Origin of the sequence: Brevibacterium yomogidense (assembly GCF_016107685.1) — a bacterium.
Lineage (GTDB): Bacteria > Actinomycetota > Actinomycetes > Actinomycetales > Brevibacteriaceae > Brevibacterium > Brevibacterium yomogidense.
In genome coordinates this window covers 14,961-27,404 of sequence record NZ_JABASY010000001.1, presented here as the reverse complement: position 1 = coordinate 27,404, position 12,444 = coordinate 14,961, and the positions used below count along the sequence as shown (strand labels likewise).

Sequence of the window (12,444 nt, the reverse complement as noted above, 5' to 3'; positions counted from 1 at the left end):
ACACGTGACCGCGGAGACTGCACCGTCGAACGACATCAGTCCACGGGAGGATCCCACGTGCAACCTGCAATACGGACACAGGCGCAGCGGCGACCAGCCGCGCTGCCGATCGTCGCCCTGATCGCGGCGCTCACACTTGTCTTCGCGTTCCTCGTGCCCACGCAGAACGAGGCACATGCGGCGGAGCTCGAAGACGTCATCACCGACGTGCAGACCGATGGGTCTGTGGCGCCGGGTGACCGCTTCCGCGTCGACATCACCTGGGAAGTGCCGGATTCCGCGCAGCCGGGCGACACCTTCAGCATGCAGCTGCCGGACGAGCTCCTGCCCATGAAGGAGTCCTTCGAGGTGCTCGACCCGGATGGGAACGTCATCGCGACGGCGGAGGTCGTCGACGGTGCCGTCGTCTTCACGCTCACGGACTACGTGGCGGACCACACCGACGTGTCCGGGACCGCCTTCTTCTGGCTCGAGGTGTCGGAGGACGCGGAACCGGGTGACGACGTGACGATCGAGTGGAACCTCGACGACTCGGTGAAGATCGAGATCGAGGAGCCGGGTGACGGCGACTGGGTGAACGATCGTGACAAGGGGCAGAAGCACGGCACCTACTACCCGGAGTCCGGGATCGTGGAGTGGATCGTCATGGGCCCGCTGGGCTATGACGAGGTGACCTTCGTCGACGAAGCGCAGGAGGGGCAGACGTTCGTGTGCGACGACCTCCGCGTGGAGATCTGGACGCTGGACGACAAGGGCCACTGGGACAGCTCCGAACTCGCGGAGAACCACGACGTGACCTGCACGGAGACCCTCGTCGAGGGAACGATCTACGACGTGCCGGACGGCAAGATCGGTGCGCTCATCATCCCCACGATCGTGCCGGAGGGCGTCGAGGTCGTGGAGAACAAGGCGACCGTCTCCGTCACGGATCAGACGGACGAGCCGGGTGCAGAGACCGTCGTCACCGACGCCGGTGGTGAGGGTGACGGCGACCAGATCGTCACGCCGAGCCCCACACCGACACCGTCGGAGACCCCCGAGTCCCCGGAGCCTTCAGAGACGCCGGGTTCCCCGGAGCCGTCGGAGACCCCGGAGTCGCCGGCACCGTCGGAGACGCCGGAGTCCCCGTCGCCTTCACCGTCGGAGACGACCGATGCGCCTGCGCCGCCGCCTGAGGACGACAATCCGAAGTCGCCGCGCCTGCCCCGCACGGGTACCAGCGCTCTGATGACGCTGGGCCTGGGTGCACTGCTGGTGGCCGGTGGCGCGACTGCGCTCATCGCAGCACGCAGGCGGGCATGATCGCCTGACGTCCCGCGTGTGCGAGCGGGTGTTCCGACAGGGTCGGGGCACCCGCTCGCACGTGTCCGTCCCGGCGTGGTGCCCTCCGATAGGGTCGGGTGGAATGCGCCTGAGCGCAGGCCGCGAAGCGTCCCGAGCGCACTGATGAGGAGTCCTGTATGCCGCTGTCCGATTCGACCGTCTCCGCCGTCACCGGCGCGCTCGCATCCGTCCCCGTGTCCGCGGAGTCGCAGACGCTGGCGCACGGGACCACGCTGCTGACGCTGGGTCTGACGGTCGATGCGTCGCCGTCGCGGCTGTGGGACTACCTCACGCAGCCGGAGCTGCTGGCACTGTGGTCGCCGATCGTCCCGGACCGCCCGCTCACCGATGTGGGGCCCGCACATGCGCGGGAGACCCCGGATGCCCCCGCGACCGAGGCCCGGGTCATCGAGCTGGAGCCCGGCACCGTCCTGCGCCATGCCTGGGGCATGGGGGAGGTGCTGTGGGAGCTCGCGGAATCGGACGTGCACGTCGAGGACGACGTGCTCGAGGGCGCCACTCGTTCGACCCACCTCGCGCTCACGCAGACGTTCACGCAGCAGGATCTGGTGCCGATGACCGCCGCCGGCTGGCACGTGTGCTTCGCCGTGCTCACCCTGGTGCTCGACGGGCAGGACGTCGAACGGGTCATCGGAGAGGACGCGCTGGCGGTGGGCTGGGAAGGCCTGCGCGACGCCTACGAGAAGAACTTCGACCTGGCGGGATGACCGGCCATGAGGCCGTGTGACGGAACTGGTGTCGCCGCCTAGCCGCGAACCCGTGGTGCGAGCACCCGCCGCACCCGTCACGCGTCGGTCTGAGCCCCCAGGTCCTGCGCGGCACGGTGCAGCGCCTGCTGGGCGTGGGGTCCGGCCGCGATGAGGACGAGCGACGATCTTGCGGACGCGCCGTCGGGTTCTGCCGGCACTGCGGGTGTGGTCGTTCCTCCAGAACCGGCGGGCACTTCGGGTCCCGGACGGGACGTGACAACGCCGCCCGCAAGTTGCACGACGACACGAGTCCCGTCCGCGGCCCGCACCACTCCCTTCGCTCGCACCAGATCGTCGGCGTGCGCATCGAGGACCTGGACGACGCGGTCGACGTCCACCGGTTCCTGCAGATCCACGGTCATCGACGTGTGGGCGGACGCGTGCCCATCCGCGGGACCGCCTGCCAGCCCATCTGCCCGTCCATCCGCGCGCCCCGACGAGAGTTCGACGAGCCCCCGCAGCACCGGCTCCCAGGCACCACCGCTTCGCGCAGCGTCGTTCGACTCGTCCCGCACCACCTCGACCGGCACATCGCCGGCGATCTGCGCGCACGTCTCCCACACCTTCGTCAGCAGTGAGTCGCTCACGGAGTCCGCTTTCGTCACCACCAGCAGGTCCGCGGCCCGGATCTGGGCGTGCACGATGTCGCTCACGAACTCGTCCCGCAGCCGATTCAGCGTCACCCCCGCATCGACGCACACGACGACTCCGCCGGGCCGGAACCCCGGGTACGTCCGCCACGCGCCCAGCTGTGCCGGGTTCCCGATCCCGCTCACCTCGCACACGACGTGGTCCAGGTCGTCACGGGCCGCCAGCGCTGTCATCGTCCGCTGCACGTCGTCGGTGATCTGGCAGCAGATGCACCCGTTGGTCAGCTCGACCGTGTCCGCCCCGCTCGCACGGATGAGCGCTGCATCGATGTTCACGGACCCGAAGTCGTTCACGACGACCGCCGCCCGCCCCAGCGCGCCACTGGCCAGCACGTGGTTGATGAGCGTCGTCTTCCCCGTCCCCAGGTAGCCGCTCACCAGCGTGAGCGGCTTCGCCACCGCCGCCGAGGCCCCCATCAGTCACCCACTCCCCTCACCCGCCTGCTCCCTCACCCGCCTGCGCTCTCAGCCCCGCGGCCGCCTGCGCCGCGGCACTCACCGGTCCTGCACGTTGCTCGCGTAGTGCTGACCACCCACGACGGTTCCGTGGACGCGGATGTCGCCCATGGCCTCGGGCGCGACGTCCAGGGGGTCCTCCGCCAGGACGGCGAGGTCTGCGAACTTTCCGGGTTCGATCGACCCGACGAGGTCGTCCTGCTTGAGCATGTACGCGCCACCCAGGGTGATTGCCTCGAGGGCGGTCTCCGCGCTGATGCGCTCCGTCTCACCCATGACCCGGCCGGACTGCGTGAGGCGGGTCGTGGCGTGCTTCGCGGTGGCGAGCGGCCCCAGCGGGGTGACGGGGGAGTCGGAGTGCAGGCTGATCGGCACCCCGTGACGCAGCGCTGTCGCCGCCGCGTTGTTCCGCCGTGCGCGGTCCGGTCCCATCGTGAGGTCCAGGTGCTGATCGCCCCACTGCCAGATGTGGTTCGCGAAGACGTTCGCGCACGCACCCAGAGCGGCCAACCGCCGGTACTGCGCAGGCGTCGACATCTGCGAGTGCGTGCACGTGTGCCGGTGGTCCGGGCGCGGGTGGTCGATCAGGACGCGCTCCAGAGTGTCGAGGAACAGCTGGGTGGACTGATCGCCGTTGCAGTGGACGTGGATGAGCAGCCCCGCCTTGTGGAACGCCTCGAACGCGCGGTGGAACTCCTCCGGGCTCACGTTCCACTGCCCGTTGGGCTGGTCCCCGTAGTAGCCGGGTTCCCGCACGCGGGCGGTGAAGCCCTGCAGCGTCCCGTCGAGCATGAGCTTCGCGTAGCCGAACCGCAGCCGGTCGTGTGAGGAGTCGCGCAGCTCGATCAGCCTCTGCGCATCGGCCTCCAGCCCCGACGACACCGGACCCACGCCCGCACCGAAGTGGAAGACGTGCATGCGGGCGGGGAAGTCCTCGCCCACGGCGCCGCGGTACGTGTCCACACCTTCATCCGACATGAGGAGTCGGGACCCCAGGTCCGTCACCGTCGTCGTGCCGGTGTTCACGGCGTTCTGCCCGAACTTCCGCAGGGCCTCAGCGTCCGCGCTCAGCAGGTCGCTGTTCTTCGCCAGCTCCTGCACCAGCCCCATCGCAACGAATTCGTGCAGCTCCCCGTTGGGCCTGCCGTCCGCGTCCAGCGTCACGCCTTCCACGCCCGCAGACTGGTCGACGCCGCACTTCCGCATCGCCGCGGTGTTGACGGTGGCGGCGTGGCCGCTGGCCTGATTGATGTAGATGGGGCGGGTCGTCGACACCTTGTCGAGGTCGACCGCTGTCAGCGGCTGGCCGTCGAAGAAGATGGGGTCCAGGCCCCACGCGATCATCGTCTGGTCGGGGTCCTCGATCTTCGCCTCCTCCGCCTGGAGGCGGGTGACGACCTCGTCGACCGAGCGGCAGCCGGGCCAGTGCACGCCGTCCGGGTCCGTGCGGTCGACGTAGCCGATGTACGTCCCCTTCCACACGTTCCCTGTGCCGGCGTGGCTGTGCGCCTCCACGAACCCGGGCAGCAGGACCGCGTCCGCGTACCGGTCGTCGACGACCGCGTTCGGGTAGGTGAGCAGCTCCTCCACCGTCCCCACGGCCCGGAAGCGGTCACCGCGGACGGCGACGGCGGGGGCGGTGGGGCAGGTGGGGTCCATCGTGCGCACCAGGCGGGCGGGGTAGATGATCGTCGGTTCCGCGGAAGTCTGGTTCCGGGGCGTCTGTGTCATGCTGGCTCCTTTGCCGAGGCCGTTGTCTCCGTGACCGTTCCCCTCCACCGTAGACTGGCCCGCATGGGTAAGAAGTCCAAGAAGTCCAAGGAAGAGATCATCGCCAAGCGTTTGGCCAAGGCACAGGCTGGCGCGTGGGTGCCGCGGCCGTTCGAGGGGCTGCCGTTCGAGGCGGACCTCGTGTGTTTGCGCGAGCTCGTCCCCTCCGCCACCGCGACCGCCAAGCTCACGGAGGAGTACGGGGGGCACGACGTCACGTTCGCCTCCCTGCTGCCCGCCGCATGGCAGGCGCTGCACCGTGCAGACGGCCTCCTCATGGCGGGCCTGCAGGTGCCGTTCTCCTCCCCGGACCCGTCGCGGGACATCGCCGCGGCGCTGCTGGCCGTCGCAGAGGGTGAGCCCGGCACGTACCGGGAGGTGACCTCCCAGCCGGGTGAGGGGCCACGCCTCCAGGACATCCTCGACACCTCCGTCCCCTTCACCGTCACGGTGCACGAGACGTTCGACTTCTGGCTGCCCGAAGACGAATCGCTGCGGGACGAGGACGTCGTCGCCGCACTGGATCAGGCCAACGAGGCGATCAGCCCCACGGAGAAGCTCGTGTCCGCCCCCGCCGCCTACTGGACGAACATGGCGGGTCGCGTCTACGTCCGCTGGGCCCACACTGCACCCGAGGACACTGTCCTGGGTGCGCTCGCCCGCCTCCACGCGAAGGGCCAGAACGACATGGGCACCGAAGGCGGCAAGTACCGGGGCTGCTTCCGCGCCCACGGCATCGCCGTCCCCGTCTGGGAGTTCCCGCCGGACACCCAGCCGGACGACCTCGAAGAGGGCCTCGCGACGTTCCGCACCCGGTTCGACGAGGCCGCAGCCGTCACCGCGCCGCTCGACTACGAAGAGCGCCGGGCCAAGGCGGGCGTCGTGTCCCGCCAGCTCACGATCCGATGAGCACCGCAGCGGGGAACGGGGCGGACAGCACCGCGCGAGCCTCCGGCGCCTCGGGTGCGGCTGGCCCTGCCGGAGCACCGCACTCCGTCGCCGTCGTCATCCCGGCGAAGGACGAGGGGCAGCGGATCGCGGCGACCGTCGCCTCGGCGCAGCGCATCCCGGGCGTGGACCTCGTCCTCGTCGTGGACGACGGCTCCTCCGACGACACGGGTGTCCACGCCCGTGAGGCCGGGGCGGAAGTCGTCACCCACCGCACGAACAAGGGCAAGGCCCAGGCGATGATGACGGGGTCGTTCGCCGTGCGGAACCGCGAGATCTCCCAGCTGGCCCCCGGTGAGCGCGCCCGCCACAGGGCGCTGCTGTTCATCGACGGCGACCTCGAGGGCACCGCGGTGAACACCGCGCCGCTCACCGCACCGATCCTCGCCGGTGACGCCGACGCGACGATCGCGATCCTGCCCGCCCAGAAGCGCAAGGGCGGCGGCTTCGGGTTCGTCGTGGGGCTTGCGAAGAAGGGCATCGAGCGACTCTCCGGCTTCGAAGCCACCCAGCCGCTGTCCGGCATGCGCTGCATGACGCGGGACGCGTTCGACGCGACCCAGCCGTTCGCCGCCGGCTGGGGTGTGGAGACCGGCATGACGATCGACCTCGTGTGGGCCGGCATGCGGGTGCGAGAAGTCGAATGCGACCTCCAGCACCGTGTCACCGGCCGCGACCTCAAGGCCCAGCTGCACCGCGCCGCCCAGTACCGGGACGTCGCCCGCGCGCTCGCCGCCCGCGAGCTGCGGGGCCGTCTGAGCGGCGGCCGTCGCCCGGGTCACGACATCCTCGCACCCGGAGCGCCGCTGGACACGACCCCGGCCCAGGACGCGAACCCGACCGGGGACACGAGCCCGACCCAGGACACCGGCTCACCGCACGACCCAGAAGGCACCACCCCATGACGCAGCCCGCTGCCCGCCGCTACGCCTACCTGGGTCCCGCGGCGACCTTCACCGAGGCCGCCCTCATCGACCTCCTCACCGAACGCGGCCAGCTCGACACCGCGGAGCGCATTCCCATGCGGTCCGCGGACGCGATGCTCCAGGCTGTGCGCAGCGGTGAGGTGGACGCCGCCGTCGTCCCCATCGAGAATTCCGTCGAGGGCGGGGTGCCGGCCACCCTGGACGCGCTCACCCGGTACGGACGCCTGCAGATCGTCGCCGAGGCGGTCGTCCCCGTCCGCTTCGTCCTCGCCGCCCGGCCCGGAACCGTCACGCTCGAGACGCTGCGCTCCTATGGGACACACCCGCACGCGGAGGCGCAGGCGCGGCTCTGGATGCAGGAGCACGCGCCGTTGGCGGAGTACCAGCCCACGTCCTCGACCGCGGCTGCCGCGCGAGACCTCGCAGCGTCGGCCGACGTGCCGTACCAGGCGGCGATCGGCCCGATGCTGGCCGCGCAGACGTACGGGCTGGAGGTGCTTGCCGACGACATCGGGGAGAACACGGACGCCCAGACGCGATTCATCTGCGTCCAGCGGCCGGGGTCCATCCCGGAGCCCACCGGCTGGGACCGCAGCACGTTCGTCGTGGGGCTGGCCAGCGACCGGGCAGGAGCTCTGCTGGAGATGCTCGAGCAGCTGTCCGCGCGCGGCGTCAACATGTCCCGCATCGAATCGCGGCCCACCGGAGGAGGCCTGGGCCTCTACCAGTTCTCCATCGACGCTCTGGGCCATGTGCGGGAAGCGCGGGTTGCCGAGGCGCTGCGGGGCATCCACCGGGTCGCCGCCCACGTGCAGTTCCTGGGTTCGTACCCGATGGCATCGGCCACCCGCACGGAGCTCAACGGGACGAAGAAGGCCGTGGATCCGCGCGTCGCAGACGACGCGTTCGACCGGGCCCAGGAGTGGCTGGACGAGGTGACCGGGGGAGCCTAGCGTCGTTCGGATGTGGGAATCACTGACTGACGAGTAGACTTCACCGGGCACACATCACTGCGCGCTGGACGATCACCCCGTCCGGACCGGCGCACACACACGTACGAGGACGGCGCGTGACACAGAACTCCGACTTCGATTCGCTCTTCGGCCCTGGGACGAACGCCAGCAGCTCGGCCTCGGAGTACGACTACGACTCGCTCAACGAGGAACGCCAGGACGACCGCAGGTCCCGGCGCGGACGCGGTTCCCGCAGCGGCGGATCGTCCCGGATCAGCAGGCACCCTCACAAGAAGAAGACGGGCCGGAAGGTGCTCGCAGGCTTCCTCGTCCTCCTGCTGGTCCTCATCGCGGCAGTCGTCGGCTACGTGTTCTACCTGGGCAGCCTGTGGGACAAGAACTCGAACCAGCTGGGTGAGGACGAGGTGTTCGGGGGAGAGCAGCCCGTGTCCGACTCGGACCTCAACATCCTGCTGCTGGGCTCCGACGCCCGTGACGAGGACGTCGATTACGAAGGTGATGCGCGCGGCAACAGGTCGGACACGATCATGGTCATGCACATCAGCGGTGACCGGGAGGGTGTGCAGGTCATGTCGATCCCCCGCGATTCGTGGGTGGACATCGAAGGCCACGGCAAGGCGAAGATCAACGCCGCGATGAGCTACGGCGGTCTGCCGCTCGCCACACAGACGATCAGCGATTTCATCGGTGCCCCCATCCATCACGTCGCGATCATGGACTTCGAGGGCTTCAAGGCGCTCACCGACAGCGTGGGCGGCGTGACGGTCCAGTCGGAGACGGCGTTCGAGATCGACGGGCATTCGTACACGGAGGGCACCAACGAGCTGTCCGGCGAAGAAGCTCTGCCGTTCGTCCGCGCACGGAAGATGTTCGCCGACGGCGACCTGCAGCGCATCCGCAACCAGCAGGCCTACCTCACGGGCCTCATGGACGAGATCGTCACGGCAGACACCCTGGGCAACCCGGCGAAGGTCGCGGGCATCGTCCGTGACTTCTCCCCGTACATGACGGTCGACGCGAAGCTGGATGCATCGAAGATCGCGGGCCTTGCGTACGAGTTGCGCAGCATCCGTTCGGGTGACGTGCAGTTCTTCTCCGCACCGATCTCCGGTGCAGGCCGGTCCGGTGACGGCCAGGCGATCCTCAACGTCGACGAGGGCAAGCAGGCGGAGATCCAGGATGCCTTCGCGAACGACACCGTCGACGAGTACGCGGCGACAGCGGATACCGTCCACCTCTGAGTGGTGGAGCCTCACACAAGTCCAAAACAACTCAAAATGTGATTTGGAGTTTTGAGTTTGGTGCGGGGTTGGCGGTCGTCAGCCCTGCGAGGCCAGGTGCTGGGCGGGTTCGACGCTCAGGAGGTTCCGCAGTCGCGACAGGTCGTAGCTGCGTGCGCGGACGTACGCCTCGATCTCTGTGACCGTGTGCGTGGGGCGATTCTGAGCAGAGGGCGTCTTCACCCGCTTCTGTGCGAGCCACGCGCGCGCGATCGCCAGATCCGCCGGCCGCGTGTCGAGGGGTGTGTGCGGGTGGTCCGTCCGTGCGAGGTAGGTGTTGATCGCCTCGTGGAGGACGTACGGCTGAGGGTCTGCGACGTTGATCGGCCCGCGGACGTGCGGGCGGTCCAATCCTGCGAGCACAGCGGTCACGACGTTGTCGACGTGGGCGAGCATCGTGTGGACCTTCGCGCCACCGGGCAGTGCGAAGACACCACGACGGGCGAAGCGGGACAGTGACGCGTAGACGCCGTCGTCCTCGCCGGGGGCATAGATGCGGGCAGGGCGGAGGATGAGGGCCTTGGGCTGCACGCGGGTGACGACGGCCTCGGCCAACGCAGCGGTGCGGGCGAACTCGTCACGGTAGTCGGCCTGATCGCGGGGGCCGGCCTCTTCGTAGAGGCGGGTGTGCTCACCGAGCAGCCCGTACACGGCCGTCGACGACAGGTGGATGAACCGCGCCTGCGGGTAGGTGTCCAGGACGCGTCGCGTGCCGGCGACGTTGACGGCGTGGAAGTCGTCCGCGTCGCCCCAGTCGTCACTCATCCGCGCGCAGTGGACGACCGCGGTCACCCGAGGCGCCAGCGCGGTGGCATCGACAGGGGCGTCCTCCCGCAGATCCCAGTCGATGTGGTGGATGCGCGACGGCAGATCCGGGTCGGGGCCTCCGACGGTGAGCACAGGGGTGCCACGTGTCTGCAGGGCGCGGACGACGGCTCCTCCGACCAGTCCGGAAGCGCCGGTGACGATGACGGTCATGGGGCAGCAGACTCCTCGTTCCGGGGCGGGTGCCCACCAGGCTAGCCCCTGCTCGGCACCGAGGTCGGCAGACGTGCCGAACACGCGCGAGGCGCCGTGCCGGAGGTGCCGGAACTCACCCTGGCCGGCTTCAGCGACCCTTCCACTCCGGGTCGCGCTTCGTGAGGAACGCGTCGATGCCTTCCTGCGCATCGTCGATCACGGCATTCTTCGCCATCGTGTCCGACATCTCCCGGTACGCGTCCTCGACGGGCATGCTGATCTGTCGATAGAACGCCTCCTTGCCGATCGCGACAGTGGCGGACGACGCCTGTGCGATCTTCGTCGCGAGCTCATCCGTCGCCCGGATCAGCTGCGCGTCGTCGACGACGTCGGACACCAGACCCAGGTCCAGTGCGCGCTCCGCACTGACGGGGTCGCCCGTCAGCAGCATGCGCATCGCCTGCTTCGTCGGCACGGCGCGTGCGATAGCCACACCCGGCGTCGAGCAGAACAGGCCGATCTTCACACCAGGCGTGGCGAACGCCGCGGACCGGGCGGCGACCACGAGGTCGCAGGTGGCGGCCAGCTGCGCTCCCGCCGCGGTCGCCAGGCCGTGCACGCGGGCGATGACGGGCTGAGGGGTCCGCTGGACGGTGAGCATGAGGTCCGTGCAGAGGTCGAAGATCTCCTGCTGCCGCGCATGGTCTGCGCCACGAACCTCCTTGAGGTTGTGCCCCGAGGAGAACACAGGGCCCTCGGCGGCGAGGACGACCACGTGGACCGACGTGTCGTCACCGATCGCGACGAGCGCGTCACGCAACTGGCCCATGAGCTCCATGGATAGGGCATTGCGCGTCTGCGGGGAGTTGAGGGTGAGCGTCGTGACGTTGTTCTGCGTGGAGGACAGGATGAGATCAGACATGTCCCCATGCTAGGGGCCTGCGACCCGCGATGGGAGGGGCTTCTGCTCTTCGGCCGCCCCCGGCCCCGGCAGGCCTCTTACTCCTCGGCTGCACCGCCGTGGACGATCAGCCGCTCATCCAGGAGTGACGTGAGTGCGCTGTCCAGCAGTTCGTCGGCCTGCGGGTTCTCACCCAGCACGTCGATGATCTCCGCGAGGAGCGCCTCCCTCGTGAGGGGACCGGAGAGCTCCAGGATGTCCCAGACGAGAGCCCCCAGGCCCTGCGTCGACACGAGCGTGCCCTTCCTCAGGACGACGAACGATTCTGCGAGCGCGACCGCGTCGCTGAACGTGGTGATCGCATACTCGCCGGGACCAGGCGCGGCGGAGCCGCGGCCGGGCACGTGCCGCCACTCGGGGTGGTGGGCAGGGATCGTGACGAGGTCGGGCAGCTGCGCCACGAGATCGGTTGCTTCTCGATAGCGGACGGTCAGCGCCCCGCCGCAGTGGTCCAGCAGCAGCATGAGCCGGGCGAGCCCATTGTCCACGCGCCACGTCGAGGACGATTGCGCGGACAGCGTGTGCACCGCTTCCACTGTCGGGGTGCGCTCCGCCGTCACAGGGGGGCCCGCAGAAGAACCTCCACCTGCAGAGCGCTCATCCGCAGGCTGTCGATCGAGCAGGAGGACGTGAGACGGCGCTGTCCCGTGGAGGCCGGGCTCCAGTGTGAGCGCGCTCAGAGCGATGTCGCTCTTGCTCCGGCTGCCTGCAGCCGACCGTGACGGGTGTGCCTCGCCGCGCTCCATGACGCGGGAAACGGGCTTCGGGTACGCCGTGACGCGGAAGCCCTCCGGGTCGAGGATCGAGAGCTCGTCCGTGAGATAGGTGCCGTTCTGCCCCAGCGCTGCGGTCGACGTCGACTTCCCGGCGCCGGACGGGCCGACGACCAGCACCGTGCCCAGGTCCGGCAGCTCGACGGCGCCAGCGTGGAGGAGGATCCGTTCGCCGGCCATGTCCCGGATGAGCGCGGTCGTCACCCGGCCGGACACGATGAAGGAGTTGCCCGGGTCGTCGGGGCGCAGGCGGTACGCGGGGGCGCTCGTGGCGGCAGCCTGGCCCGCGCCGCCTGTGTCAGTCGAGCCGTGCCCCATGAACCGCAGCTCCAGTGCATCAGGGGCCGCTTCTCCGTCGTCCACCACGTGTGCCCACAGCTCGCGGATCTCCTCTGCGAGGTCCGCAAGCTCTAGGGCGAAGCACATCGTGATGTGCTTCCCCGCCGTGAAGAGACGCACCGTCGACGCCGCATCGTCCGCCCCCGGGGCAGCAGGTGACGACGGCTCGGTCGACAGCGGTGCGTCGTGTGACATGGAGGACGTCCTTGGCGGAGAAGCGAGCACTGCCGGAACACGGCAGGCGGGATCAACGCTTCGATTCTAGGGGAGGGCCAGAAAAGCAGCCTTGAGTGGAATAGACTCAACTTTGGTGA

11 protein-coding genes are annotated in these 12,444 nt (G+C 69.4%); 6 read left to right on the top strand and 5 right to left on the bottom strand.

From position 1 onward, the window contains the following. Nucleotides 1–57 precede the first annotated feature (57 nt). Nucleotides 58–1,302, top strand: coding sequence for an Ig-like domain-containing protein (locus tag JFC09_RS00120; RefSeq protein WP_198391967.1), 1,245 nt, complete (start codon nt 58–60; stop codon nt 1,300–1,302). Between the two features lie 158 nt (nt 1,303–1,460). Further along, entirely contained in the window at nt 1,461–2,051 is a 591-nt protein-coding gene (locus JFC09_RS00115; RefSeq protein ID WP_198391966.1) for an SRPBCC domain-containing protein, read from the top strand. A gap of 77 nt (nt 2,052–2,128) precedes the next feature. On the opposite strand, the gene JFC09_RS00110 is transcribed toward JFC09_RS00115, so the two are convergent. Together JFC09_RS00110 and JFC09_RS00105 are read right to left on the bottom strand one after the other, a co-directional pair. Further along, nucleotides 2,129–3,160, bottom strand: coding sequence for a CobW family GTP-binding protein (locus JFC09_RS00110; RefSeq protein ID WP_198391965.1), 1,032 nt, complete (start codon nt 3,158–3,160; stop codon nt 2,129–2,131). A gap of 78 nt (nt 3,161–3,238) precedes the next feature. Further along, the gene (locus JFC09_RS00105) at nt 3,239–4,930 is read right to left on the bottom strand and encodes an amidohydrolase (protein ID WP_198391964.1); all 1,692 of its coding nucleotides are present in this window, start codon (nt 4,928–4,930) and stop codon (nt 3,239–3,241) included. A gap of 63 nt (nt 4,931–4,993) precedes the next feature. Here JFC09_RS00105 and JFC09_RS00100 point away from each other — a divergent pair, with 63 nt between their 5' ends. The 4 genes from JFC09_RS00100 to JFC09_RS00085 all read left to right on the top strand — a co-directional run bounded on the left by JFC09_RS00100 (nt 4,994) and on the right by JFC09_RS00085 (nt 9,058). After that, nucleotides 4,994–5,878 carry a DUF5926 family protein gene (locus JFC09_RS00100; RefSeq protein ID WP_198391963.1) on the top strand — a complete coding sequence of 295 codons (885 nt, stop codon included), beginning with the start codon at nt 4,994–4,996 and terminating at the stop codon, nt 5,876–5,878. Then, nucleotides 5,875–6,822, top strand: a complete 948-nt coding sequence (locus JFC09_RS00095; protein ID WP_198391962.1) for a glycosyltransferase — start codon at nt 5,875–5,877, stop codon at nt 6,820–6,822. Before JFC09_RS00100 ends, JFC09_RS00095 begins: the two co-directional genes overlap by 4 nt. Next, entirely contained in the window at nt 6,819–7,796 is a 978-nt protein-coding gene (gene pheA / locus JFC09_RS00090; protein WP_198391961.1) for a prephenate dehydratase, read from the top strand. Before JFC09_RS00095 ends, pheA begins: the two co-directional genes overlap by 4 nt. Nucleotides 7,797–7,912: 116 nt before the next feature. Further along, nucleotides 7,913–9,058 (top strand): LCP family protein, encoded by a 1,146-nt coding sequence (locus JFC09_RS00085; protein WP_332839591.1) that lies wholly within the window; start codon nt 7,913–7,915, stop codon nt 9,056–9,058. Between the two features lie 78 nt (nt 9,059–9,136). Here JFC09_RS00085 and JFC09_RS00080 read toward each other — a convergent pair whose 3' ends face one another. From JFC09_RS00080 to JFC09_RS00070, 3 genes are all read right to left on the bottom strand, one after another. Further along, nucleotides 9,137–10,075 (bottom strand): NAD-dependent epimerase/dehydratase family protein, encoded by a 939-nt coding sequence (locus JFC09_RS00080; protein ID WP_198391960.1) that lies wholly within the window; start codon nt 10,073–10,075, stop codon nt 9,137–9,139. Between the two features lie 130 nt (nt 10,076–10,205). Next, nucleotides 10,206–10,979: an enoyl-CoA hydratase gene (locus tag JFC09_RS00075; protein ID WP_198391959.1), complete on the bottom strand. Its 774-nt coding sequence runs from the start codon at nt 10,977–10,979 to the stop codon at nt 10,206–10,208. 77 nt (nt 10,980–11,056) lie between these two features. Next, complete coding sequence (locus JFC09_RS00070) at nt 11,057–12,325, bottom strand: hypothetical protein (RefSeq protein WP_198391958.1); 1,269 nt, start codon at nt 12,323–12,325, stop codon at nt 11,057–11,059. Between the last annotated feature and the right edge of the window lie 119 nt (nt 12,326–12,444).